This is a genomic window from Bacteroides sp. Marseille-P3684, assembly GCF_900291465.1.
In the GTDB taxonomy this organism is placed as follows: Bacteria; Bacteroidota; Bacteroidia; order Bacteroidales; family Bacteroidaceae; genus Phocaeicola_A.
This window is the reverse complement of the sequence record NZ_LT985808.1, coordinates 2,385,679-2,410,415: the sequence shown is the minus strand read 5'-3', so window position 1 is coordinate 2,410,415 and position 24,737 is coordinate 2,385,679. Positions and strand designations below refer to the sequence as shown.

Genomic DNA, 24,737 nt, shown 5'->3' with positions numbered 1-24,737 from the left:
TTTTACTATAAAAATCTATGCGAATGAAAAGAAAGTATAAGAAATCCCGGGTTTTGCCTCTTATTTTGTTTGTGTACACGACTGCCATGGCGATTTATTTCCTTCCCCAAAATACGGAGATCAGCCAACTGGAAAAGTGGTGTACGGTGGTTGCCTCTTACCTTATTATATTATTGTTGGGATATGTGCTGCGGAAGAAAGAGCAGCTGGCTGCGAAGCGGGAGCAGGAACTGGCAGAACAGAAGCAGGTCAACCGCCTGAAGAAAGAGGAGTAGGATCGGCTGTCAATAGCTGGACAGGATGACTTTTTGATAAAATTTTAGTCTTATGCGGCGGCATAAGATACATAAGGCGGACGAAAAGATATAGTATTATGTATTTTTAATAGAAATATGTCTAATGCTTTTCTCCGTCTTGTTGGAATCTCCGAAAAGAAAAGCTACATTTGTGGCATCATGAAAAAACACAAGATTATGAATGATAAACACCTTCTTCTAGGAGATGAAGCCGTGGCGTTGGGTGCAATCCATGCCGGGCTTTCCGGAGTCTATGCCTATCCGGGTACTCCTTCTACTGAAATCACAGAGTTTATTCAAGGACATCCGTTGGCTGCCGAGAGGAATATCCACCGTCAGTGGTCCACGAACGAGAAAACTGCGATGGAAGCTGCGTTGGGTATGTCCTATATGGGAAAACGTGCCATGGTCTGCATGAAGCATGTAGGCATGAATGTGGCCGCAGATGCGTTTGTAAACTCTGCCATGACAGGGACCAATGGCGGACTGATTGTCGTTGCAGCTGATGACCCCTCCATGCACTCCTCCCAGAACGAGCAGGATTCACGCTTTTATGGAAAGTTTGCCATGATTCCGGTCTTCGAACCTTCCTCACAACAGGAGGCTTATGACATGATGGGGTATGCCTTTGATTACTCCGAACGTCATAAAGTGCCCGTGCTGATGCGTCTGGTGACCCGCATGGCTCATTCCCGTGCCGTGGTGACGACGGGGGAAGTGCGTGAACCGAATCCGATGAGTTTTCCTTCCAACCCGGGTGACTGGGTGCTGATGCCCATTGTGGCGCGCAAACGTAACGAAACATTGATTGTGCAACAGGCTGACTTCCTCGCCGACGCGGAGAATTCCATTTATAACAGATATACCGATGGTTCGGACCATTCGTTGGGTGTGATTGCCTGTGGCATCGCTTATAATTACCTGATGGAACATTTTAAGGACGGTTGTCCTTTCCCTGTTCTGAAGGTATCCCAATATCCGCTTCCCGTAGCATTGGTACGTCGCATGGCTGCCTCCTGCGATACATTGCTGGTACTGGAAGATGGCCAGCCTGTGGTAGAAGAGATGATTCGTGGTGTGCTTGACAACGGTAAGACCATCAAAGGACGGTTAACCGGAGAAGTATCTCGTACGGGTGAACTGACACCGGATAATATCATTGCTGCGCTGGGGCTGAAGGACGAGGAAGTCTATCCGCCCAGTGAACTGGTAGTCCCCCGTCCGCCTGCCCTGTGCAAAGGTTGTGGCCACCGCGATATGTACGCCGCCTTGAATGAGGTGTTGCGTGAATATGAGAACAGCCGTGTATTCAGTGATATCGGCTGCTATACGCTTGGTTTCCTGCCTCCTTATCGTGCCATTCATTCAGTCGTTGACATGGGAGCTTCCATTACGATGGCGAAAGGTGCAGCAGATGCCGGGCAGTTCCCTTCAGTGGCTGTCATCGGCGACTCAACCTTCACCCATTCGGGCATGACCGGTTTGCTGGATGCGGTCAATGAGAACTCCAACATCACGATTGTCATTTCTGATAACCTGACGACAGGTATGACCGGCGGACAGGATTCTGCCGGAACGGGACGTCTGGAACAGATTTGTCAAGGTATCGGTGTGGCTCCGGAACATATCCGGGTGGTTGTACCCCTTCCGAAAAACATGGAGGAGATGAAGAATATCATCCGGGAAGAAATAGAGTATCGTGGAGTGAGCGTCATCATCCCGCGTAGAGAGTGTATTCAGACGGCTCGCCGCCATAGTAAACAAAAAAAGCAATAATCCCCAACATCATGCGTACAGATATCATACTTTCCGGTGTGGGAGGACAAGGTATCCTCTCCATCGCTACTATCATAGGTTCGGCAGCCATCAATGAAGGACTTTATATCAAGCAGGCCGAAGTACACGGTATGAGCCAGCGTGGAGGTGATGTGCAATCCAATCTCCGCATCAGTTCCGAACCCATTGCTTCTGACTTGATTCCACTGGGAAAAGCTGATATTATCATCTCTCTGGAACCGATGGAAGCTCTTCGTTATCTGCCTTATTTGCGCAAAGACGGTTGGTTGATTACCAATACGGTTCCTTTCATCAATATTTCCAACTACCCGGAAGAAAGGAAGCTGATGGACGCCATTCAGGGATTGAAACATGCCGTTGCCATTGACGTGGATGCCATTGCCAAACAGGTAGCATCTCCGCGGGCTGCCAATATTGTCCTGCTGGGTGCCGCTTCACCGTTCATCGGCATTGATGTGGACAAGATAGAAGAAGGTATACGTCGTATCTTCGGACGGAAGGGAGAAGACATCGTAGAGATGAATCTCAAAGCTTTCCGTGCGGGGTTGGAGCATGCTCATGCATCAATCGGTCAAACTAAATAGGAGCAGCTATGGGAATACCGTTTCAACGTGACGTGGTGGAGGATGTGCTGCAGCGTATGCGCATATCCAAAGTGGGGGATGCCACAATCCGCCAGACAGTCGCTCTGTCCGAAGAGTTGGAGCGACGTACCGGTGAGAAGTTCATTCATCTCGAAATGGGGTCTCCCGGTTTGCCGGCAAGCCGCTTCGGCATAGAAGCACAGAAGGAAGCTTTGGATAACGGAGTAGCTTCGTCTTATCCGAATATCTCAGGTATCACTCCACTGAAAGAGCAGGCTTCGCGTTTTGTGAAAGCCTTTCTGGATATTGATGTCAAACCGGAAGGATGTATCCCGACGGTGGGTTCCATGATGGGTACGTTTGCTTCTTTCATTGTATGTACGCACCTGTCGCCGGAAAAAGACACGATATTGTTTATCAATCCCGGTTTCTCCGTACAACCTTTGCAGGCAAAAGTGCTGGGGTATAAACGGGAAGCATTTGATGTATACGACTGTCGGGGAGAGCGCTTGCGTGATAAGCTGGAGAGCATTCTGGCAAAAGGTCACATTGCAGGCATTGTCTATTCCAACCCGAACAATCCTTCCTGGGTTTGCCTGACGGAAGAAGAATTGCGCTATGTCGGTGAACTGGCGACAAAGTATGATGCCATTGTCATTGAAGACCTCGCTTACCTGGGCATGGACTTCCGGAAAGAGCTGGGACACCCCTTTGAGCCGCCTTATCAGGCAACTGTGGCGCGGTACACCAAAAACTACATGCTGATGCTTTCGGCTTCCAAGATATTCAGTTATGCCGGAGAACGGATTGCTACGGTGGCGATTTCTGACGAACTGTATAACCGGGTTTATCCGAAGTTGAAAGAAGAGTTCGGCATTGACACACTGGGGCGTTTCTTTGTCTTTGTGGTAGTCTATACCTTGTCTTCAGGTGTGACACATTCGGTGCAGTATGCATTGGCAGCCATGTATAAGGCTGCGTGTGACGGAACGCTGGACTTTGTGGAAGAGACGCGTGAATATGCCCGTCGGGCTGCCCGCCTGAAAGAAATATTCTTGCGCCATGGCTTCCACATCGTGTATGACAAGGATCTGGATGAACCGGTCAGCGATGGCTTCTTCTTCACAATCGGGCGCAAAGGATATACCGGCGATGAGTTGCTGGACCGACTGTTGTATTACGGCGTGTCGGCTATTTCTCTGCGGACGACGGGAAGTGAGCAACAAGGCATACGGGTCTGCACATCGATGGTGAAGGAAGCACACTACGCATTGCTGGACGAACGATTGGAAATCTTTAACCGAATGGAAAAATAGCAAACTCTTATGGCAGCGATAAAAGCGAATTATATGACCGCCGAAGAAGCGGTGAAACTGATCAAGTCGCATGACAGAGTCTATATTCAGGGCAGTACTTCCATCCCGGAGGTCCTCTTGGATGCACTGACGGCACGTGGGCACGAGCTGGAAGGCGTGGAAATGTACTCGGCTTTTGCCGTCGGACGACGGGATGCCCCGTATGCCGTGCATGAGCTGAGAGATGCGTTTATTCCTCGTAGCCTGTTCATTGCAAACTGTCTGCGAAATGCCGTTGCCCGCGGTGAGGCGCAGGCGATACCGGGCTTCCTGGGACAGATTCCGGGTTTCTTCCGCGAAGGAATCATTCCGTTGGATGTGTCTTTGCTCAATGTATCCCCACCCAATGATGAAGGTTACTGCAGCTTTGGCATATCAGCAGACCTGGCCGTGTCGGCTGTGGAGTGCTCCAAGATACTGATTGCGCAAGTGAACAAGCAAATGCCGTTTTCTTATGGAGATCCGGTGATACATATCTCCAAGTTGGATGCGTGCGTGGAAGTCGATGACCCGTTGGTGACACTCCCCATTGCGCAACCGAATGAGAAAGAGCAAAAAATCGGACGTTACATTGCTGAACTTATCCCCGATGGTGCGACGCTGCAAATTGGGGTAGGAGGTATCCCGAATGCAGTACTCGACGCGTTGCATGACCATAAGGACTTGGGATTGCATACGGAGGCAATGACTGATGGGGTAGTCCCCTTGTTGAAAAGCGGTGTCATCAATAACTCCAAGAAAGTCATCATGCCCGGCAAGAGTGTAGCGTGTCTGGCTTTGGGCTCACAACGTCTGTATGATTATATGGATTACAATCCGGACATTGTCATCAAGGATGTGGCATGGACCAACGATCCGTTCATCATTCGCCAGAATCCCAAAGTCATGGCTATCAATTCTGCGATTGAGGTTGACCTGACGGGACAGATTTGTGCGGATTCCATCGGTACACGTATGTTCTCCGGTGTGGGCGGTCAGCATGACTTCATGTACGGAGGATGGCTTTCAGAGGGTGGCAAGACCTTCATCGCCATGACGGCTGCCTCGAATAAGGGACGTTCGAAGATTCAGCCGGTTCTGACGCCGGGAGCCGGGGTCGTGACGACACGGGCACAGGCTCAATACATCGTGACTGAATACGGCGTGGCGTTCCTTAAGGGAAAAGACCTGGCACAGCGGGCACGGGCCCTGATTGATATTGCCGAGCCCTCGGCACGCGAAGAATTGGAACGGGCTGCCTGTGAGCGATTCGGCTATAGTTTCCTACGCCTGAAATAATCACGCAGTCTGTCAAATGAGCCAGAAGCGGGTCTGCTGGAGGAGAATGTTTCCTTCCGGCGACCCGCTTCTGCTCTCTTGGATCGGGCATGGCAGAAATTCGAAACTGTTTTTTAATTTTGCATCCGAAACCGATTCTGAATATATGAAGCTAACGCATATCGATCTTACTACCGGAAGTGTCACGCCTACCATGCTCCGTTTTGCTGTTCCCATGATTCTGGGCAATCTTTTTCAGCAAGTCTACAACCTGGCAGATACACTTATTGTCGGACACTTTCTGGGAGTCGGCGCTTTGGCTGCGGTGGGAGCATCCTATACCCTGATGGTCTTTCTCAACTCGATACAGCTGGGACTTTGCATGGGCAGTGGGGCGGCATTTTCCATTTATTATGGTGCGCAGGATTTCACCAGGCTTCATCGCAGCCGCTTTGTCGCCTTTGTACTCATTGGGCTGCTGACTCTCGTGCTCAATATTGCCGTATTCCTGTGGCTTGATCCCCTGATGGGGCTGATGCATGTACCGGCAGACATCTATACCCTGATGCGTGAATACCTGTGGGCGGTCTGTTGGGGAATAGGCTTTACCTTCCTTTATAATTATTATGCCTCGCTGTTGCGTGCAGTCGGAGACTCTCTGACACCTCTTTTGTTTCTGGCGATTTCAGTGGTGCTGAACATTGGGTTGGATTTATTGTTCATCCTTCCATTGGACTGGGGAGTCGCCGGAGCAGCTTGGGCAACCGTCATTGCGCAGGCAGTATCTGCATTTTCACTCATGATATATACTTATGGACGAGTGCCCGAATTGCGCATCCGGCGTAGCGACATGCATTTTAGTCGCGACATAGCCGGCGAGATTGCTTCTTTCTCCCTGCTGACCTGTGTCCAGCAGTCGGTCATGAACCTGGGCATCCTGATGGTGCAAGGATTGGTCAATAGCTTTGGAACGGTGGTAATGGCAGCATTTACGGTCGCTGTGAAAATAGACACTTTGGCATATATGCCGGCTCAGGATTTTGGGAATGCCTTTTCTACGTTCATTGCCCAGAATTTTGGAGCCAAACGGTTTGACCGTATCCGTCGCGGTATCCGCAGTGGAGCCTGGACGACCTTTCTGTTTTGTGCAGTCGTGTCCGTTGCAGTGTTCATGTTTGCAGAGCAGCTGATGATGTGCTTTGTGGATGCCGGAGAAACAGAACTGATCCGTACAGGTGCCGGCTATCTGCGTATAGAAGGAGTGTTTTATGTAGGTATCGGATGCCTGTTCCTGCTTTACGGTTATTACAGAGCAATCAAACGGCCTGGGATGTCGGTCGTGCTGACAGTCATTTCGTTGGGTACCCGTGTCGTGCTGGCCTATTTGCTGGCTGCCGTTCCGTCTGTCGGTGTTGTGGGTATCTGGTGGGCTATTCCTATCGGCTGGTTCCTGGCAGATGCAGTCGGCATCCTGTGTCTGAACCGTCTCAAGCCTGTCGGGAGCTGAACAGAAAGCTTTGTCCGGTCTTCTCTTTTGCGGAAACAGCTTGTAGGGTGCTGTGTTTTTAGTACCTTTGCAACTCAAAATAAGAAATTATGGACACTAACAATTCTGTCATATTTCATCGTGATACGGTTGAGTTTGTCACGGTAGCTGCTGAGTTCTGTGGCTTTCTGGAGCGTGCAAATACCAGACCTCGCCGTCAGTTTGTAGACACGGCACTGAAGATTCTGCCGTTGCTCTATCTGAAAGCTTCCATGCTCCCTCCCTGTGAATCCATAGGAATGACGGAACCGGAGACGTTTGTGAACGAATCAGATTATGAAGTGGTGCGTCTTAGTGTGGCGGGAGTGATGGGCGAACGCGACGATTATCTGGATGTCTTTCTGGATGATATGCGTTACAGCGATACCCCCATCCGCAAGACCATTTCGGAAGACTTGGCTGACATCTATCAGGATGTGAAGAACTTTGTCAGCGTTTACCGCTTGGGGTTTGACGAGACCATGAACGATGCGCTGGCTATCTGTGAGGAGAATTTTGCACTATATTGGGGACAAACATTGGTCAACACCATGCGTGCCTTGCATGAAGTGAAATACGCACCTGCCGATGAGGATGACGCAGAAGAGTTACATGAAGATTACAACGACTGAATGAAGACAATAAGAGATGTATTTCCAAAGGCCGAATTGGCCGCTTTGCCCAAAGTGATGTTTGAAGGACGTATCGTCTGCATACAGACTGAAGCAGAGGCAAACAAAGCAATAGACTATTTAATGACTTATCCACGGGTGGGAGTAGATACGGAGACACGTCCGTCTTTTGTAAGCGGACAAGTGCATAAGGTTGCATTGGTCCAGATATCTACTGCCGATACCTGCTTCTTGTTCCGCTTGAACTATATAGGTTTTCCAGAATCGTTGAAGCGCTTTCTGGAAGATGAGACGGTGGAGAAAATCGGACTGTCGCTGAAGGATGATTTTGGAGCCTTGCGACGGAGAAGTGACTTTGTTCCAGGTAACTTTATCGAGTTGCAGGACTATGTTCACCAATTCGGTATCAAGGATCAGAGCCTTCAGAAGATATATGCGAACCTGTTCGGACAGAAAATATCGAAGTCCCAGCGTCTTTCCAATTGGGAAGCGGATGTATTGTCTGATGGTCAGAAGGTCTATGCTGCCATTGATGCTTGGGCATGTCTGAAGATCTACAATCTGTTGGAAGAGTTGCAAGGCTCCGGTGACTACCATCTGGAGTGCACCACCATTGAAAACATCGAAGTAGTACCACATGAATAAATCTATGAGTTATAAGAAAGTATTTCTGAAAGCAGGGAAAGAGGAGTCTTTAAAGCGTTTCCATCCATGGATTTTTTCGGGGGCCATCCATCATATTGAAGGAGAACCCGATGAAGGAGAAATCGTCAGTGTTTACACTTCACAGAAGGAGTTCATTGCTATTGGTCATTTTCAGGTAGGCAGTATTGCCGTCCGTGTACTGACCTTTCGGGACGAAGTGATTGACTCTGCGTTTTGGAAACGCAAGTTACAGATAGCCTACGATTTGCGTCGCAGTATCGGTGTGGCGGAGAATCCACACAACAACACCTACCGATTGGTACATGGAGAAGGTGACAACCTGCCCGGATTGGTAATCGATATTTATGCCCATACGGCAGTCATGCAGGCTCATTCTGTCGGAATGCATGTCTGTCGCATGCAGATAGCCGAAGCATTGGCCGAAGTGATGGGTGATGTCGTGCAGAACATCTATTATAAGTCAGAGACGACTTTACCTTTTAAAGCAGAACTGGATGCAGAGAATGGTTTTATCAAGGGTGGAAGTACGGACAATGTGGCCATGGAATATGGACTCAGGTTCCATGTGGATTGGTTAAAAGGGCAGAAGACCGGCTTTTTTGTCGACCAACGCGAGAATCGTGCCTTGCTGGAAAAATATGCCAAAGGGCGCGATGTACTCAATATGTTTTGCTATACCGGAGGTTTCTCGTTCTATGCGATGCGTGGAGGAGCCCGTCTGGTACATTCGGTGGACAGCTCTGCCAAAGCCATTGATTTGACAAACGAGAATGTGCAGCTGAACTTCCCCGGAGATCCGCGCCATGAAGCGTTTGCAGAAGATGCTTTCAAGTACCTTGACCGTATGGGACATCAATATGACCTGATTATATTGGACCCTCCTGCTTTCGCCAAGCATAAGGATGCTTTGCGAAATGCACTGCAAGGATACCGCAAGCTGAATGCCAAGGCATTTGAGAAAATACGTCCGGGTGGTATCCTTTTCACTTTCTCCTGTTCACAGGTCGTGACCAAAGAGAACTTCCGTACAGCCGTTTTTACGGCAGCAGCCATGTCCGGTCGCAGTGTCCGTATTTTGCATCAGCTGACACAGCCAGCCGATCATCCCGTCAACATCTATCATCCCGAAGGGGAATATCTGAAAGGTCTGGTGCTCTATGTAGAGTAAAAAGGAAAAAGAAGATAGGATTTAGCCCGACTTGTTTGTCAAAACGACAAATAGGTCGGGCTTTCTTTAGAATTATGCCATCAATGTTTGTCGGTAACGAACACGGAACAGCATAATGATGCTGAAAATGCCTTCTCAGGTATTCTTTGGATTAAACAAGTGTTAATACAACACATTCTTAAAGCCTTCATCCCTGAAAATATGTTCTACAGCATAAAAAGCGTTAATATAACGCACTTTTTTACCCGATTATGTGTTGCATAACATAAATGTGCCTATCTTTGCACTGTGTTTTTCATGGTATTAGATTTAAGGTTAAGGAAGATTGGGGATCGTGAGATTCCCTTCTTTTTTTATATACCCTTCCCAACGTGTTTGTTTACTCCCTTCCGGCTATTGACTTCCCAAAATGTTTCATTACTTTTGTCTGCAAAAATGATATTCTATGCATGTATTTTATGTACCGGAAATAAGCGTTAGGCAAGAGCTTCCTGAAGAAGAAGCTGCTCATTGTCTTCGGGTGTTGCGTTTGTCGCAGGGAGATGAGATCACACTGACTGACGGGAGGGGATGCTTTTATAAGGCACAGATTACTGCAGCTACCGGTAAACGTTGCCTTTTTACCATCCTTGAACAGGAAACGCAGCCTCCTCTGTGGCGGGGGCATTTGCACCTGGCTATGGCACCTACTAAGAATATGGACCGGACGGAGTGGTTCGCTGAAAAAGCGACGGAGATTGGTATGGACGAGTTGTCTTTTCTAAATTGCCGCTTTTCTGAAAGGAAGGTAATTAAGACCGAGCGCATTGAAAAGATAGTCGTATCAGCCGTCAAACAGTCATTGAAAGCACGTAAGCCGCAGGTGAACGAGATGATTCCGTTTGAGAAGTTCATTCGACAAGATTTTCCCGGAGATAAATTTATTGCTCACTGTTATGAAGGAGAGAAGCCTTTGTTGAAAGATGTGTTGACCTCTGATAGAGATACATTGGTACTTGTCGGTCCTGAAGGAGATTTCAGTCCGGAAGAGGTGGAGCTGGCTGTTTCGCAAGGTTTCCGTCCAATCAGTCTGGGCAAATCGCGTTTGCGTACAGAGACAGCCGCATTGGTTGCCGTTCATTTGATGAATTTGTATCACCAAAACTAATAGCCTATGAAAAACAAGTTCACAGGAGCTGCCTGCTTATTCCTTTTACTATTGTTGGCAGCATGTAGCAAAGAGAGAGACATCCGTACTGCGATTCCTTCGGATGTAAAGATGGTTGTTGCAACTGATTTTAAAGCATTGGTCAAGAAAGGAGGGTTGACTGACCCGAAGATGGCACAATCCGTCAAAAAGCTGATTGAAGAGAATGTTCCGGAAGAGGACCGTGCGTTTGCCGGTGAGTTGCTGGATGACCCTGCCGGTATGGGGATTGATTTCGACCAACCCGTTTATACCTTCAGGACCGCGAAAGACGAAATAGCCGTAGTTGCCAAGTTGGCGGACAAAAGTGATTTCAAAGAGTTTTTTTCCCGTATATGGAGAGGGGAGACGGAAGTAGCATGGAAGTCTGAAGATGGATTTGACTATGATGTACAGGGCGACGGAGTTGTTATAATGAATGATGAATTAGCCATGATCACGATGGCGTCATCAGGCTCCGCCACATCGGATGCGTTGCGTTTGCGTTCCATGGGATGGATCAATCAGCGTCCGGAAGACAGTTTCCAGGCAACGGAGGACTGTGAGAAGATGGACGAGGAACAGGGAGATATCTCCGGTTGGATGAGCATGGAGATTGTACCTGAGGAGATTAAAAAAATGGTTCCTCAAATGGGACTTCCGCGTGATGTGCAGCTGGATGATATCCACTACTTGGTTAATCTGGATTTTGAAGAAGGAAAAGTAGTGCTCCACTCTGAAGTGCTGATAGCCAATGAAGCTGCAGCCAAGCACTATGAAGAACAGGCAAAGATACTCAAACCGCTGGATGGAAAATTCTTCCCAACCGGGAATGCTTCGCCATGGATTTGGGCCGGTGTCGGCATTGACGGACCGAAACTGTATCAACAACTGAAAGAAAACGCTCCGGTCAAACAGCTTTTGGAAGGTGCCGTCTTTGGATTCAATATCCAGAAGCTGATATCTTCTATGGATGGAGATGTGGCAGTAAGTGCGGATATCATACCGGACTCGTCAGCTGGCATTTTCCCGTTGTTTACCGTGCAGGCGGAGCTTGACAATGACTCCATTCTGGAGGATATGGACGTGATGCAACAGACCCTGAATATGCTGGGGCTGAACATGCAGAAGGATTCACCTCGTCAATACAGCCTGGAACAGCAGAAGATGAAGCTGTGGCTGGGAGTCGACAAGGAGAATCATTTCTATTGCACAAGTGATGCCAATGTGTTGCAGCCGGACGGTAAGGCAGCCGACTGGGCAGCTGATGCGGAAGGTTGCCTGTTCTACATGCGGATGGATATTCACCGGTCAGTGGAGAAGCAGTCGAGCATGCTGAAAAGCGACCCCCGTCTCCGGGTATCCATGCCGATTATTGAACTCTTTGATGCAGTGACCCTGTATGCAAAAGATGCCAACGAATGCCGGATGGAGCTGACGGCTGTGGACAAGGATGCAAATCTCTTGCAGCAAATCTTGGCTAAAGTGGTATCGCTTTATGGAACTCATTAAATTGGATCATACACTCCCGATGGCATTCAGCGGACAGGTACAGCCTGTTTCCGATGTATGGCATCGGGAGTTGTCTTTCCGGCGTGGGGAACATGTCCTGATAGAAGCTGCTTCCGGTACGGGAAAAACTTCGTTGTGCAGTTATGTATATGGATATCGGGAGGATTATGAAGGAACGATTTGTTTTGACGGAAAGGATATTCGCCGTTTGAAGACAGGCGATTGGGTACAGTTGCGGAAACGGAGTCTCAGCATGTTGTTTCAGGAGCTGCGTCTGTTCCCGGGACTGACGGTCTGGGAAAATATAGAACTGAAAAACAAGCTGACCGCTTACAAGACGCACCGACAAGTGGAAGAATGCCTGGAGCGACTGGGACTCTCCGATAAACTTCGGACTCCGGTGGGTAAGATATCTTTCGGCCAGCAACAGCGGGTGGCATTTGTCCGGGCTATCTGCCAGCCCTTTGACTTCATATTCCTCGATGAGCCGGTAAGTCATCTTGATGATGCCAATGCAGAAGCGATGGCTGTCCTGTTGAAGGAGGAGGCAGAGGCTCGGAACGCCGGAATCATCGTTACTTCCATTGGAAAACAGTTGCCGTTGAACTATTCGAAGATACTTCATTTATGAATCTGTTGTGGAAACTTTTACGCGAACATGTAAGCGTTACCCAGCTGGTGGGCTTCTTTGTGGCAAATCTGTTGGGGATGCTTATCATCTTGTTCGGATTGCAATTTTATGCCGACATCTTGCCTTTGTTCCAGGGCAAAGATGCTTTTTTCAAGCGTGAGTTCCTGATTGTGTCTAAACCGGTGAGCACACTGGGCTCGCTTTTGGGAGGCAAGGGGACCTTTTCTGCCCGTGAGATACAGGGATTCCGTGACCAGCCTTTTACCCGGCAGGTCGGAACTTTCACCTCCTCGCTCTATGATGTGTCGGCATCTATCGGTATGCTGGGGACGGGCATGCAGGTCGGGACGGAGATGTTCTTCGAATCGGTTCCGGATGATTACATCGATGTCAATGCCCAAGCATGGACGTATGAAGAGGGGAGCAGGACCATTCCAATTATTCTTCCTCGCAACTACCTGAATCTGTATAACTTCGGCTTTGCTCAGAGCCGTAATCTGCCGAAACTGTCCGAAGGAGTACTTTCCATGATTCGGTTGGAGATACGTTTGTCCGGCGGGGGACATGTGGAGGTCTATGACGGACGGATTGTAGGCTTCTCCAATCGGCTGAATACCATCCTGGTGCCTGAAGCGTTCATGAATTGGGCCAATCACTACTATGCACCGGGAAAGAAAGCCGAGCCTTCACGGCTGATTGTAGAAGTGAACAACCCGGCTGACGAGGAGATTGTCAAGTACATACAAGCTCGTGGCTATGAGGTGGAAGGCAACACCTTGGATGCCGGAAAGACTGTCTGGTTCCTGCAGATACTGGTCGGAATCGTACTTTTTATCGGAATTGTGATAACCTTCTTGTCATTTTATATTTTGATATTGAGTATTTTTCTACTTTTGCAAAAGAATACGAAGAAGATGCAGACTCTGCTGCTGATTGGTTATTCGCCCGTGCAGGTAGCCCTGCCTTATCAGGTACTGGCTGTCGGACTTAATTTGGGAGTTACAGGCATTGCTTGTGTGTTGCTCTACGGGTTGCGCAGGATGTATCTGAATAACCTGCAAACATTATTCCCCTCGTTGGAGGGAAGCAGCGTACAGACGGTCCTTGCGGTGGCAGGATTTCTCTTCCTTTTCGTATCCATTATAAATATAGGTATTATTCATTATAAACTGAGACAAATTTGGAACGGAAAATAGCAAAACAGATTCACATCTCGGAGGGCACGATGTTCTCCATTGCAGTAATAGCCGTTTGTTGGTTTATTCTGTTCTCACCCTGGACACGTCCGTTGGTCAACTTCTGGTGGATACTCTCCATCTCGTCGGTGCTAATCTCTATCTTGGCGGGACATTTCCATCCGGAATGGACCCTTGACCTGGATGTCGATAAGAAGAATATCCTGATCGGGACGGTGCTGGCAGGAGTGTTGGGCATCGGATGCCATGTGGGCAGTCAGTTCCTGGTTGACTGGATTCCGGTCCTGGAGATTGATTTGGAGCGTATCCATCTGTTTTATGATGATCCTGTCTACTATCTGCTGTCCATCCTCATTTTGTTCCTGATGGGGGCGTCGGAAGAAATATTCTGGCGAGGGTATATCCAACAGGTCTTTTCTGAACGTTGGGGAGCCAACACCGGTTACGTGCTGACCACACTGCTCTTTGCATCGATGTACGTGTGGTCGTTCAACTGGATGCTGATTGTGGGTTCATTGTTGCTGAGTATGTTGTGGGGAGGACTTTGCCGTTTGGACTCCCGCTGGCTTTCTCCGGTTATGTTGTCCCATGCGTTGCTCAATGTCATTGTCTTTGTTTTATTTCCCATTTGAACGGCATTCAAATCCTTTTTTAAGATGCTTCAACAAGTCGAATTTGCGTTACGTCCCCGTCCGCGGGGATTTCATTTAGTGACTGACGAGGTGCTTCGCCAGTTACCGGAACTGCCCCGTATGGGGCTTTTGCATTTATTTATCAAGCATACCAGTTGTGGCCTGTCAGTCTGTGAAAATGCCGACCCCGATGTCCGGACTGATTTGGAGTCAATCTTCAACCGGTTGGTGAAGGAGCGAGAATCCTACTATGAGCATGTGCTGGAAGGAGATGATGACATGCCGGCTCATGCCAAATCGGTATTGGTCGGTGTCGAACTGACTCTTCCCATCACGAACGGCAGGTTGAACCTGGGGACCTGGCAAGGCATCTACCTGTGCGAGTTCCGGAATCACGGCGGAAGCCGCAGGGTGGTGGCTACCATCTTGGGAGAATGACACGCTGGGAGTATGACAAACCTGAAACCTCTATTTGCTTATGCTGAAAATCATCCATACAGCGGACTGGCACCTGGGACAGACTTTTTTCGGTTATGACCGGAGGTTGGAACACCTTGATTTCCTGAACTGGTTGCGGAGGGAAGTCGGAATCTGTCAGGCAGACGTGCTGCTGGTGTCGGGCGATGTCTTTGACAGTCCGAATCCATCCGCAGAATCGCAAAAGCTTTATTACCGCTTCCTTCATGACATTACCCGGGAGAATCCGCAGTTGCAGTTGGTCATCATTGCCGGGAATCATGATTCCGCAGCCCGGCTGGAAGCCCCTTCGCCCTTACTGGAAAGCATGAACATTGTTGTGCGGGGTGTCGTCCGTCGTCGTAGCGACGGGAGCATTGACACGGACCATTTGATTGTCCCCTTGCGAAAGGAGGGAGACATTGCGGCCTATTGCCTGGCTGTCCCTTACCTGCGCCAGGGGGACTATCCGCAGGCTGACAGTTATGCTGAAGGAGTGCAGTCATTCTATACGGAGCTGATTGAACAGGCGTTGCCACTGGGAAAGCCCTTGGTTGCCATGGGGCATCTGCAAGCTACCGGTTCGGAACTTTCGGTGGATGACCGTTCGGAGCGTACGGTCGTAGGTGGGTTGGAAGCGGTCTCTCCACAAGTGTTTGACGGGAAGGTGGAATATGTGGCACTGGGTCACCTGCATCGGGCACAACGGGTGTCCGGACGGGAACTGGTGCGTTATGCCGGTGCACCGTTGCCGATGTCGTTTGCCGAGAAGCATTACCGGCAGGGCGTGATGCTGGTGACACTGGATGAGGAGGAAAGGAAGCCGGCGGTTGTCGAACGCCGCCTCTATGAACCGCCTGTGTCCTTGTGGAGCCTGCCGACAGAAGAGGCTGAGATAGAAGGTGTGCTGGAAGCAATTGCCGGTCTGCCTGAAGGCGAACCGGACGATAGCTCTCCCTATCTGGAAATCAAGGTGAAGGTGACACAGCCGGACCCGACCTTAAAATACAAGATACAGGAGGCGTTGAAAGGGAAGCAGGTCAGGTTGGCACGTATTGTGGCAGTAGCTCCCCCGAAAGCTGAAAGTTCCCGCCGCTTGACAACCTATGAAGAGGTGCAGCAACTGCGCCCCATCGATATCGCACTCGATTTTTACAAGCAGAAATACGGAGGAAGTGAGATGCCGGACGCCTTGCAGCAACTGTTCAACGAAGTGGCGCGGGAAAATGTGTGATGACCCTATATATAATATAAGGAAAGGAGTAGGACATGAAGATATTGGCTATCCGAGGAAAGAATCTGGCGTCGCTGGAAGGCGAATTTGAAATCTCTTTTACCGAAGAACCCTTGAAGTCGGCCGGCATTTTTGCCATTACCGGTAGTACGGGTGCCGGGAAATCCACCTTACTCGACGCACTGTGCCTGGCACTCTTTGACGCCACACCGCGCATGAGCAAGGCACGGGAAAACAATGTGCTGGTGCCTGACGTGGCTGACCGGCAACTCTCGCAGAACGATAGCCGCACCATCCTGCGGAGGGGAACGGCTGAGGGATATGCCGAGGTGGACTTCCGGGCATTAGATGGACACGATTACCGTTCACGCTGGATGGTACGTCGTTCGCGTGGACAAGTCTATGGCTCGTTGCAGAAGGTCGAGATGCGTCTGACTGACCTGACTGCAGGCGGTGTGGAGGTAGGCGGTACCAAGACCGAATTGCTGGCGAAGATTGCCGGACTGATAGGACTGTCGTTCGAACAGTTCAGTCGTTCGGTGTTGCTGGCACAAGGCGATTTTGCCACGTTCCTGAAAGCGCGTCAGTCCGAGAAAGCTGAAATCCTGGAGAAGCTGACCGGAACGGAAATCTATTCACGCATATCGGCATCCATCTATGAACACTGGCGGCAGGCGAAGACAGGCTATGAACAGCTGAAGGCAAAGATGCAGGATGTGGTCCTGTTGTCCGGGGAAGAGCTGGAAAAGCTGATGGAGGAGGACCGCACGTTGGATGACGTCATCCGCCGGGAGCAGACCGAGAGGGACCGGCAAAAGGCGCGGTTGCAATGGCTGAACGAGCAGGAGCGGATGCTTACCCTGCTGCGTGAGGCGATGGAACAACGGGCGGCGGCAGATGAAGCGTATGAAAAGGCTGCTCCGCGTTTCCGGGTTCAGGAGGAGTGGGAGCAGGCACAGAGCATCCGTGAATCTTATGCGCAGGAGCAACGTTGCCGGGAACTGGCCGTACAGCTTGCCGGTCAGCTGGAGTCGCTCCGTCGGGAGGAAGCCACTTTGTCCCGTCAGTTGACGGAACTGCAGGCTTCCAAAGAAAAGTCGGATGCAGAACTGGCTGCCTATAAAGAGGAGTTGCAGGCACTGCGTCCTCGCTTTGACGAAGCACACCGGCTGGATGCCCGACTGGAGGAAATCAGGAAGCAGGTACTGGATGCCGCAAGCCAGAGGCAACAGGCATCTGTCGAAGTAGAAAAACGTGAAAAGGAGCTGGCTGACCTTGCCCGACAGCAGGCGGAAGCCGAACAGCAGGACAAGCTGGCTGCCGAGTGGCTGGATAAATATAAATCGTATGAGACCCTGATACCGAAGGTAGACCTGATCGGCGATTTGATTCGAAACATTCGTGCCGCCCGTGAGATGAAGGCTTCCAACGAACGGTTGCTGACGGAGAACCGCCAGCTGTTGGCGGAAGAGCAGGAACGGCTGACTGTCCTGCAACAGGAGGCACAACGGCTCGATGCGCTTCTTCCGGCAGAAATAGCAACCCTGCGTGCCCGGTTGGTGGAAGGTGAGCCGTGCCCGGTATGTGGTAGTCTGCATCATCCGCTGACGGGGACAGGAGAGGTCCCTTCGTTGCAAGAGGAAGAACTGAACCGGGCGAAAGAACAGAACAACCGTTCGCTGACCTTGTTGCAGGAAGCCATTGCCAGGCATACGAACGAGCTGTCCAGGTTGACCGCCCTGATAGAGACGTATACCCGGCAAGCTGAAGAGGGAGCTACACACCTGGCATCACAGGTCGCTTTGCTGCCCGACTGGAAACAATGGCTGGAAGAAGGGAAGCTGGAGCACTACATCCGGAAGTTTGTCAGCCAGTGGAATGAACGGACGCAACGCAGACATGTCATACAGGAAGGGCTGGCGAAGGTGAAAAGCCGCCTGGAGGCACTGTCGTCCGAGAGGGGTGCCCGACGTGAGGAACTGAACCGGAAAGTGGCGGCACATGCCCGGCTGGAGCAGACTTACGCCCAAGTGAAGGCGGATAGGGCGACCTTGTTCGGCGGACAATCCGTCAAGCAGCTTCAGCAGAAGCAGGAACAGCATCTGAAGGACCTGGAGGCTGCCGTCCAAAAGCTGGCTACCGAAGTGCAACAGTGTCTCTCCCGGTTGCAGCATTGCAAGGGAAATCACGAACAGTTGGTGAAAGAGCAGGCACGGACCGCTGAACTTCAGGCAGGTGCTGTGAAGCAAATCGAGGAGTGGTTGCATCTTCATCCCGCACTGGACGGACGGAATGCCCTGGACCGTTTGTTTGCCAGGGATGCGGACTGGTACCGGCAAGAAAAGGAAGCCTTGGAAAAACTCAAAGAGCTGCGTACGTCCCGCATGGCTGTCTGTGAAGAACGGCGGCAGAGTGTGGACAAGCACCTGTCAGACAAGAACAGACCGGAAGACGGAGTCACCGCAGAGCAGCAGACAGAACTAATCAGAGAGCTGGAGAGTCAGTTGGAAGTTCGCAACAAGCGGAAGCTGGAGTTGCACTTGACACTGGAGACTCACAAGAAAAACGAAAAGCAGCTGGCGCACTATCGGAAGGAACTGGAACAACAGGAAGAGGTGTACATCAATTGGGCGAAGCTCAACGACCTCTTCGGTTCACAGACAGGAAGCAAGTTCAAGGAGATAGCGCAAGGCTATACGCTGGACATCCTGGTCGCATACGCCAATAAGCACCTGGAGGAACTGTCCAAACGCTATCTGCTGCAACGTATTCCCGACACCCTGGCACTTCAGGTCGTTGACCAGGACATGCTGGGAGAGGTCCGGACAGTGCATTCACTTTCCGGGGGCGAATCCTTCCTGGTTTCATTGGCGTTGGCATTGGGGCTGGCGTCCCTCTCATCAAACCGGATGAACGTAGAGTCGCTGTTCATTGACGAAGGATTCGGTTCACTGGACCTCGATACCCTGCGCGTGGCGATGGAGGCACTGGAAAGTCTGCAGACCCAAGGACGGAAAATTGGTGTCATCTCACATGTCCCTGAAATGACGGAACGCATTACAACCCAAATCCGTGTGGTCAAGGAAGACAATGGAAAAAGTCGGATTGAAGTTGCCGTCCGCTGAATCCGCCTTCCTTGCCGGTCATGGAAAAAAGGGTGTGAATAAAGGAGGCAATAAATATTTCTTGTATTTTTGCACATCTTTTACGATTACATTCCGCATCCGGTGATTGGAGGAAGGAGCGAAGGTGCTATCCCCTGGAGCCTGCGGAATCTGAATTGACTTATTAGAAAACTGTTCAAATAAAAAGTATTATGAAAGCCCTGAAGGAGCGGATTCTCCGCGATGGAAAATGTTTGGAAGGCGGCATCTTGAAGGTCGATAACTTTATCAACCATCAGATGGACCCCATCCTGATGAAGTCAATTGGTGTGGAATTTGTACGTCGCTTTGCCAGCGACCGCATTGACAAGGTGATTACCGTCGAAGCCAGCGGCATTGCCCCCGCCATCATGGTCGGGTACCTGCTGGAGCTGCCGGTGGTGTTTGCCAAGAAGAAGAAACCTAGCACCATGGACAACATGCTGGTCACTTCCGTCTACTCATTCACGAAAAACCGTTCCTACGACGTCTGTGTCAGCAAGGACTTCCTCTGCAAGGGAGACCGCGTGCTCTTCATTGACGATTTTCTGGCAAACGGCAATGCTGCCAAAGGCATCCTGGACCTGGTGCAGCAGGCAGGAGCCGAAGTGGTAGGCATGGGGTTCATCATTGAGAAATCCTTCCAGCACGGCGGTGACATGTTGAGGGAGATGGGCATCAAAGTCGAATCGTTGGCCATCATTGACAGTCTGGACAATTGTCAAATCAAAATACGTGATTAATGAAAGAACAAACAAGTGAACAAGTAAGTCCGTCGGGACTTATTTACGGGCTGGAAGACCGTCCCCCGTTCAAGGATGCCTTCTTTGCGGCTATTCAACACCTGCTGGCAATCTTTGTGGCAATCATCACGCCGCCGCTGATTATTGCCGGTGCGTTGAAGCTGGACTTGGAAACGACCGGTTTCCTGGTGTCTATGGCACTTTTCGCCTCCGGTATCTCCACGTTCATCCAGTGTCGCCGTGTCGGTCCCATCGGAACCGGACTGCTGTGCATCCAGGGGACTAGCTTCTCATTCATCGGCCCCATCATTTCTGCAGGTACTTTAGGAGGATTGCCCTTGATCTTTGGAACGTGTATGTCGGCATCTGTTGTGGAAATGTTGATTAGCCGGGTACTGAAGTACACACGCCGCATCATCACTCCGCTGGTGTCCGGCATCGTGGTGACCCTTATCGGTATGAGCCTCATCAAGGTCGGCATCACGGCTTGCGGAGGAGGAGAGGCTGCGAAAGCCGACGGCTCATTCGGTGCGTTCCGCTACGTCGGACTGGCTGTAATGGTGCTGGTGCTTATCATCTTCTTCAACCGCAGCAACAACCGTTATCTGCGCATGAGTTCCATCGTTATCGGACTGGTGATTGGCTATGTTGTCGCCTGGTTCATGGGGATGGTCGATTTCAGCTCCATCCAGAGCTATGGCGGGTTCAACGTTCCCGTGCCCTTCCGTTACGGTCTGGCATTCGACTGGTCCAGCTTCATCGCGTTGGGACTGATTTACATGATTACTGCCATCGAGGCTTACGGCGACATCACGGCAAACTCCATGATATCCGGTCAGCCTGTGGAAGGAGAGACCTTTGTCAAGCGTGCTTCCGGAGGTATCCTTGCCGACGGATTCAACTCCATGCTGGCAGGAGTGTTCAATTCGTTCCCCAATTCCATCTTCGCACAGAACAACGGTATGATTCAGCTGACGGGCGTAGCAAGCCGTTACGTCGGTTATTACATTGCCGGTTTCCTGATAGTATTGGGCTTGTTCCCGGCTGTCGGTCTGGTGTTCTCGCTGATGCCTGACCCCGTCCTGGGTGGAGCCACCCTGCTGATGTTTGGCACCGTAGCCGCTGCCGGTATACGCATCATCGCCTCTCAGGAGATTAACCGCAAAGCGACGCTGGTGATGGCATTAAGTTTCTCCCTGGGACTGAGTGTCGAGCTGGTTCCTGAAATCCTGAACCAGTTGCCCGATGCCTTGCGGAACATCTTTTCGTCCGGCATTACGACCGGCGGTCTGACAGCCATCCTTGCCAATGCGCTGATTCGTATCAAAGAATAAATATTAGAGGACAGACAGTCGTCCGTCCGGAGGTCCGGAGATGCTCATCCGGATTCCGGAGCAGGAAGGCGCGAAACCACAGAGATTGCCATCGTCTGATGAAGGCGATGAAATCCGGTGGTTTCGCGCCTTTCTTTTGTTCCTTTCCCGGGATGACGGACGCCCCGTTGTCCGTGCTCCCCGGACCCGAGACGAGGGAAGCCGGGGATAGTTCCGGTACATGCCTGGGAGAAGCGACGTAAAAGTACGGCTTAGACAGACCTAAGTATAATACTTTGGCAGCCTAAGTATAATACTTAGGGGGTCTAAGTATTATACTTTGGTCTGTCTAAGCCGTACTTTTACCGGACTTATCGCGTACTTGCAGGTCATCTCATTTTTTTATCCTACCTTTGTACGGCTATTTCACGAAGAGTAGCCTTCTAAACCTCAAAGAAAGCAGAACTACATGTTGATTTATAACACTACCTATCACACCTCGATGGATGAAGCCCGCAATTTTGTCATCTGGCTTCACGAGGCCTACATACCTCAGGTGGTCGAGGAGGGCAGCCTGCGCAATCCGCGGCTGGTGCGTGTCCTCAGCCACAAGGATCCCGATTCTGAATGTTTCTCCCTGCAATGGGAGGTCGACGACAGCACGGCGCTGCACCGGTGGTATGTGAAGCAGGGCGAGAAGCTGGACGGAGAGATTACCAGGATATTCAAGGACAACGTGCTGGGCTTTACGACCCTGATGGAGGTCATCGAATGATACAACCGGTCAAGGAGAAGGTCATCCTGGGCATCGACCCCGGAACGACCATCATGGGATACGGAGTACTGCGTGTAGTGGGAGTGAAGCCGGAGCTGGTGACCCTTGGTGTCATTGACTTGCGGAAGTACGGAAACCACTACCTGAAGTTGCACCGCATCTTCGAGCGCGTCACGGGCATCATCGAGGCTTATATGCCCGACGAGCTCGCCATTGAGGCCCCTTTCTTTGGCAAGAACGTACAGTCCATGCTGAAGCTGGGACGTGCACAGGGAGTTGCCATGGCTGCGGCACTCCATCATGACATCCCTATCACCGAATATGCCCCGTTGAAAATCAAGATGGCGCTGACCGGCAACGGACAGGCGAGCAAGGAACAGGTCGCCGACATGCTCAAACGCATCCTGCACATTCCCCAGGAGTCGATGTTGCCCTTCATGGATGCCACCGACGGACTGGCGGCAGCCTACTGCCACTATCTGCAGATGGGACGTCCCGACACGACAAAGCCCTATCACGGTTGGAAAGATTTTATAGCGAAGAACCCCGACAAGGTCGTGCGTTGACACGGACGACGGAAAGAGGGATTCCGGTCACAACATTTACACTTGACGAGATATGAGAAAAGTTATTGAAATCGTGAACGGAGTGGCACGTAATCCTGCCTACCGGCTTGCCGCTCCGATAAATCTGTGCATGGAAGCCGGTGAACAGTTAGCCATTGTCGGTCCCAACGGCGGCGGAAAGAGTCTGTTGGTCGACACGCTGACGGGGAAATACCCGCTGCTCATGAACGAACCGGCTTATGACTTCGGAGAGGGAGCTTCGCGGCTGGCTTCCGAGAATATCCGCTCCATCACTTTCCGCGATTCTTACGGTGAGGCGGACGGCACCTATTATTACCAGCAGCGTTGGCATTCACAGGACACGGAAGATTCCCCGCTTGTGCGTGACAGCCTTCCGGAAGGCGACCCTGCCGGGATGCGTGAGAGGCTGTTTGAGGTCCTGGAGCTGCATACGTTGCTGGACAAGCCGATGGTGCTCCTTTCCAGTGGTGAGCTGCGGAAGTTCCAACTGGCAAAGGCCCTCCTGTCCGGACCACGTCTGCTGATTCTGGATAACCCCTTTATCGGGCTGGATGCCGCTGCACGCGAGTTTGTCAGTTCGTTGCTGGAGCTTGTGAGCGGACGCCTGGGCATGCAGCTCATTCTGGTATTGTCGCGTCCCGATGAAATTCCGGCATTCATCACTCATGTCGTGGAGGTGAATGACCGTATCTGTGGTCCGAAGCTCACCCGTGCGGACTATCTGCATACCCCGTTACACATACGACCCCACGTTTTTCCGGAGGAGAAGGTGCAGAGCATCCTCACCCTTCCGGCTAGTGACAGGCAGTTTGCAGCCGATTGTGTGATTGACCTGCACCACGTGAGCATCCGTTATGGAGAACGCACCATCCTCCGTGAACTGGACTGGCAGGTGATGAATGGCGAACGCTGGGCGCTGTCGGGAAGAAATGGTTCCGGCAAGTCTACGCTGCTCAGCCTGGTCTGTGCCGATAATCCCCAGTCCTATGCTTGCGACATTTCCCTGTTCGGACGCCGTCGTGGTTCGGGAGAGAGCATTTGGGAAATCAAGCGCCACATCGGCTATGTCTCCCCGGAGATGCACCGTGCTTACCTGAAGAATCTTCCAGCTGTCTCCATCGTTGCATCCGGGTTGCACGACTCTATCGGGTTGTACCGCCAGATGCATGCAGAAGATGTGGAACAGTGTGTTCGCTGGATGGATATTTTCGGTATTGCCGCATTGAAGGACCGCAACTTCCTCCAGCTTTCCAGCGGCGAGCAGCGGTTGGTGCTTCTGGCCCGTGCCTTTGTCAAGGACCCTGAACTGCTCATTCTCGACGAGCCCATGCACGGTCTGGACCTGTCCAACCGACGGCTGGTGAAAGACGTCATCGAGACCTTCTGCCGGCGGGCCAACAAGACCCTGGTCATGGTGACACATTATGAAGAGGAATTGCCCGCCGTGATTGACCATCGGCTGGAGCTGAAACGGAACTGACGAAAAGTATCCCGGTTGATTGTCGTGTGATGCCGGGACACGAGGGCGGAAGGAGAGCTGTCAGACCTCAATCTCAATCATTCCTCCATAAGGTGTCAGCGAATGGAAGGCTTCTTCCTCCCGGACCAATCCCGCATACAGACCGGCGCATAGCAGTACGCCTCCATGCGCAAAGACTGCCACCTGGTTGTAAGGGAGGATACGCACTTCATCCAGAAAGGCAAAGATGCGGGTACGCTGGTCCTCGAATGACTCGCCTCCGGTGGCACGGACATGGAGAAAATCGTCATACCACAGTTGCAGGCGTGGGTCGGAGATGTCATCGAAACGTTTCATTTCCCATTCACCGAAGTTCAGTTCCAGCAAGCGCACATCGCGCTCCGCGTCGGGGAAACCACACCATTCCGCCAACCGTACGCAACGGCTCAACGGACTGGTGTACACCTTGTCAAAGGAGCGTCCGTCCAGACCTGCCGACACGGCTGCTGCCTCTTCCGGGAATGAAGCGTTCAAAGGAACGTCCGTCTGGCCGTAACACGTGCCTCGCGGGACATTGACCGAAGTGTGACGAATAAAAGTGATGTTCATAG

23 protein-coding genes are annotated in these 24,737 nt (G+C 51.1%); 22 read left to right on the top strand and 1 reads right to left on the bottom strand.

Annotated elements, in window-relative coordinates; translation table 11 throughout:
- Positions 1-23: 23 nt before the first annotated feature.
- From C8275_RS09485 to C8275_RS09380, 22 genes are all read left to right on the top strand, one after another.
- The gene (locus C8275_RS09485) at positions 24-275 is read left to right on the top strand and encodes a hypothetical protein (protein ID WP_106484950.1); all 252 of its coding nucleotides are present in this window, start codon (positions 24-26) and stop codon (positions 273-275) included.
- A gap of 198 nt (positions 276-473) precedes the next feature.
- Positions 474-2,072, top strand: a complete 1,599-nt coding sequence (locus tag C8275_RS09480; protein ID WP_106625790.1) for a thiamine pyrophosphate-dependent enzyme — start codon at positions 474-476, stop codon at positions 2,070-2,072.
- Between the two features lie 11 nt (positions 2,073-2,083).
- The gene (locus C8275_RS09475) at positions 2,084-2,677 is read left to right on the top strand and encodes an indolepyruvate oxidoreductase subunit beta (protein WP_106484949.1); all 594 of its coding nucleotides are present in this window, start codon (positions 2,084-2,086) and stop codon (positions 2,675-2,677) included.
- 8 nt (positions 2,678-2,685) lie between these two features.
- Positions 2,686-3,993 (top strand): pyridoxal phosphate-dependent aminotransferase, encoded by a 1,308-nt coding sequence (locus tag C8275_RS09470; protein WP_106484948.1) that lies wholly within the window; start codon positions 2,686-2,688, stop codon positions 3,991-3,993.
- A 9-nt stretch (positions 3,994-4,002) separates the two neighbouring features.
- Positions 4,003-5,310, top strand: coding sequence for an acetyl-CoA hydrolase/transferase family protein (locus tag C8275_RS09465; protein WP_106484947.1), 1,308 nt, complete (start codon positions 4,003-4,005; stop codon positions 5,308-5,310).
- A 145-nt stretch (positions 5,311-5,455) separates the two neighbouring features.
- Complete coding sequence (locus C8275_RS09460) at positions 5,456-6,796, top strand: MATE family efflux transporter (protein ID WP_106625789.1); 1,341 nt, start codon at positions 5,456-5,458, stop codon at positions 6,794-6,796.
- Between the two features lie 89 nt (positions 6,797-6,885).
- Complete coding sequence (locus C8275_RS09455; protein ID WP_022384545.1) at positions 6,886-7,446, top strand: DUF5063 domain-containing protein; 561 nt, start codon at positions 6,886-6,888, stop codon at positions 7,444-7,446.
- Entirely contained in the window at positions 7,447-8,091 is a 645-nt protein-coding gene (locus tag C8275_RS09450) for a 3'-5' exonuclease (protein WP_106484946.1), read from the top strand.
- Positions 8,092-8,095: 4 nt separating this feature from the next.
- On the top strand, positions 8,096-9,280 hold the full coding sequence (locus tag C8275_RS09445; RefSeq protein WP_106484945.1) for a class I SAM-dependent rRNA methyltransferase: 1,185 nt from the start codon (positions 8,096-8,098) through the stop codon (positions 9,278-9,280).
- 445 nt (positions 9,281-9,725) lie between these two features.
- A complete protein-coding gene (locus C8275_RS09440; RefSeq protein WP_106484944.1) occupies positions 9,726-10,427 on the top strand; it encodes a 16S rRNA (uracil(1498)-N(3))-methyltransferase in 702 nt (233 codons plus the stop codon).
- Between the two features lie 6 nt (positions 10,428-10,433).
- The gene (locus tag C8275_RS09435) at positions 10,434-11,957 is read left to right on the top strand and encodes a DUF4836 family protein (protein ID WP_106484943.1); all 1,524 of its coding nucleotides are present in this window, start codon (positions 10,434-10,436) and stop codon (positions 11,955-11,957) included.
- Positions 11,944-12,588 (top strand): ATP-binding cassette domain-containing protein, encoded by a 645-nt coding sequence (locus C8275_RS09430; protein ID WP_106484942.1) that lies wholly within the window; start codon positions 11,944-11,946, stop codon positions 12,586-12,588. The genes C8275_RS09435 and C8275_RS09430 overlap by 14 nt, the downstream gene beginning before the upstream one ends.
- Positions 12,585-13,784, top strand: a complete 1,200-nt coding sequence (locus C8275_RS09425; RefSeq protein WP_106484941.1) for a hypothetical protein — start codon at positions 12,585-12,587, stop codon at positions 13,782-13,784. Before C8275_RS09430 ends, C8275_RS09425 begins: the two co-directional genes overlap by 4 nt.
- Positions 13,769-14,416 (top strand): CPBP family intramembrane glutamic endopeptidase, encoded by a 648-nt coding sequence (locus C8275_RS09420; RefSeq protein WP_022384538.1) that lies wholly within the window; start codon positions 13,769-13,771, stop codon positions 14,414-14,416. The genes C8275_RS09425 and C8275_RS09420 overlap by 16 nt, the downstream gene beginning before the upstream one ends.
- A gap of 24 nt (positions 14,417-14,440) precedes the next feature.
- On the top strand, positions 14,441-14,854 hold the full coding sequence (locus C8275_RS09415; RefSeq protein WP_106484939.1) for a secondary thiamine-phosphate synthase enzyme YjbQ: 414 nt from the start codon (positions 14,441-14,443) through the stop codon (positions 14,852-14,854).
- Between the two features lie 40 nt (positions 14,855-14,894).
- Positions 14,895-16,106 carry an exonuclease SbcCD subunit D gene (locus tag C8275_RS09410; protein WP_369861186.1) on the top strand — a complete coding sequence of 404 codons (1,212 nt, stop codon included), beginning with the start codon at positions 14,895-14,897 and terminating at the stop codon, positions 16,104-16,106.
- Positions 16,107-16,141: 35 nt separating this feature from the next.
- Positions 16,142-19,231, top strand: coding sequence for an AAA family ATPase (locus C8275_RS09405; RefSeq protein ID WP_106484938.1), 3,090 nt, complete (start codon positions 16,142-16,144; stop codon positions 19,229-19,231).
- Positions 19,232-19,422: 191 nt separating this feature from the next.
- A complete protein-coding gene (gene xpt, locus C8275_RS09400) occupies positions 19,423-19,992 on the top strand; it encodes a xanthine phosphoribosyltransferase (RefSeq protein ID WP_022384534.1) in 570 nt (189 codons plus the stop codon).
- Complete coding sequence (locus C8275_RS09395; protein ID WP_106484937.1) at positions 19,992-21,326, top strand: nucleobase:cation symporter-2 family protein; 1,335 nt, start codon at positions 19,992-19,994, stop codon at positions 21,324-21,326. The genes xpt and C8275_RS09395 overlap by 1 nt, the downstream gene beginning before the upstream one ends.
- 448 nt (positions 21,327-21,774) lie before the next feature.
- Positions 21,775-22,080 carry a DUF4286 family protein gene (locus C8275_RS09390; protein ID WP_106484936.1) on the top strand — a complete coding sequence of 102 codons (306 nt, stop codon included), beginning with the start codon at positions 21,775-21,777 and terminating at the stop codon, positions 22,078-22,080.
- Complete coding sequence (ruvC, locus tag C8275_RS09385; RefSeq protein WP_022384531.1) at positions 22,077-22,646, top strand: crossover junction endodeoxyribonuclease RuvC; 570 nt, start codon at positions 22,077-22,079, stop codon at positions 22,644-22,646. The genes C8275_RS09390 and ruvC overlap by 4 nt, the downstream gene beginning before the upstream one ends.
- 52 nt (positions 22,647-22,698) lie before the next feature.
- Complete coding sequence (locus tag C8275_RS09380; protein ID WP_106484935.1) at positions 22,699-24,147, top strand: ATP-binding cassette domain-containing protein; 1,449 nt, start codon at positions 22,699-22,701, stop codon at positions 24,145-24,147.
- A gap of 60 nt (positions 24,148-24,207) precedes the next feature.
- Here the strand turns inward: C8275_RS09380 and cobC are convergent, their stop codons facing one another.
- Positions 24,208-24,735: an alpha-ribazole phosphatase gene (gene cobC / locus C8275_RS09375; protein WP_106484934.1), complete on the bottom strand. Its 528-nt coding sequence runs from the start codon at positions 24,733-24,735 to the stop codon at positions 24,208-24,210.
- Between the last annotated feature and the right edge of the window lie 2 nt (positions 24,736-24,737).

Excerpts from the sequence above, each read along its gene's own strand:
- C8275_RS09425 (WP_106484941.1), top strand. The coding sequence starts at position 12,585 with ATGAATCTGTTGTGGAAACTTTTACGCGAACATGTAAGCGTTACCCAG.
- cobC (WP_106484934.1), bottom strand. The coding sequence starts at position 24,735 with ATGAACATCACTTTTATTCGTCACACTTCGGTCAATGTCCCGCGAGGC.
- C8275_RS09450 (WP_106484946.1), top strand. The coding sequence starts at position 7,447 with ATGAAGACAATAAGAGATGTATTTCCAAAGGCCGAATTGGCCGCTTTG.
- C8275_RS09455 (WP_022384545.1), top strand. The coding sequence starts at position 6,886 with ATGGACACTAACAATTCTGTCATATTTCATCGTGATACGGTTGAGTTT.
- C8275_RS09485 (WP_106484950.1), top strand. The coding sequence starts at position 24 with ATGAAAAGAAAGTATAAGAAATCCCGGGTTTTGCCTCTTATTTTGTTT.
- C8275_RS09460 (WP_106625789.1), top strand. The coding sequence starts at position 5,456 with ATGAAGCTAACGCATATCGATCTTACTACCGGAAGTGTCACGCCTACC.
- C8275_RS09435 (WP_106484943.1), top strand. The coding sequence starts at position 10,434 with ATGAAAAACAAGTTCACAGGAGCTGCCTGCTTATTCCTTTTACTATTG.
- C8275_RS09470 (WP_106484948.1), top strand. The coding sequence starts at position 2,686 with ATGGGAATACCGTTTCAACGTGACGTGGTGGAGGATGTGCTGCAGCGT.
- C8275_RS09380 (WP_106484935.1), top strand. The coding sequence starts at position 22,699 with ATGAGAAAAGTTATTGAAATCGTGAACGGAGTGGCACGTAATCCTGCC.
- C8275_RS09430 (WP_106484942.1), top strand. The coding sequence starts at position 11,944 with ATGGAACTCATTAAATTGGATCATACACTCCCGATGGCATTCAGCGGA.
- C8275_RS09465 (WP_106484947.1), top strand. The coding sequence starts at position 4,003 with ATGGCAGCGATAAAAGCGAATTATATGACCGCCGAAGAAGCGGTGAAA.
- C8275_RS09395 (WP_106484937.1), top strand. The coding sequence starts at position 19,992 with ATGAAAGAACAAACAAGTGAACAAGTAAGTCCGTCGGGACTTATTTAC.
- ruvC (WP_022384531.1), top strand. The coding sequence starts at position 22,077 with ATGATACAACCGGTCAAGGAGAAGGTCATCCTGGGCATCGACCCCGGA.
- C8275_RS09415 (WP_106484939.1), top strand. The coding sequence starts at position 14,441 with ATGCTTCAACAAGTCGAATTTGCGTTACGTCCCCGTCCGCGGGGATTT.
- C8275_RS09405 (WP_106484938.1), top strand. The coding sequence starts at position 16,142 with ATGAAGATATTGGCTATCCGAGGAAAGAATCTGGCGTCGCTGGAAGGC.
- C8275_RS09390 (WP_106484936.1), top strand. The coding sequence starts at position 21,775 with ATGTTGATTTATAACACTACCTATCACACCTCGATGGATGAAGCCCGC.
- C8275_RS09410 (WP_369861186.1), top strand. The coding sequence starts at position 14,895 with ATGCTGAAAATCATCCATACAGCGGACTGGCACCTGGGACAGACTTTT.
- xpt (WP_022384534.1), top strand. The coding sequence starts at position 19,423 with ATGAAAGCCCTGAAGGAGCGGATTCTCCGCGATGGAAAATGTTTGGAA.
- C8275_RS09475 (WP_106484949.1), top strand. The coding sequence starts at position 2,084 with ATGCGTACAGATATCATACTTTCCGGTGTGGGAGGACAAGGTATCCTC.
- C8275_RS09440 (WP_106484944.1), top strand. The coding sequence starts at position 9,726 with ATGCATGTATTTTATGTACCGGAAATAAGCGTTAGGCAAGAGCTTCCT.
- C8275_RS09480 (WP_106625790.1), top strand. The coding sequence starts at position 474 with ATGAATGATAAACACCTTCTTCTAGGAGATGAAGCCGTGGCGTTGGGT.
- C8275_RS09445 (WP_106484945.1), top strand. The coding sequence starts at position 8,096 with ATGAGTTATAAGAAAGTATTTCTGAAAGCAGGGAAAGAGGAGTCTTTA.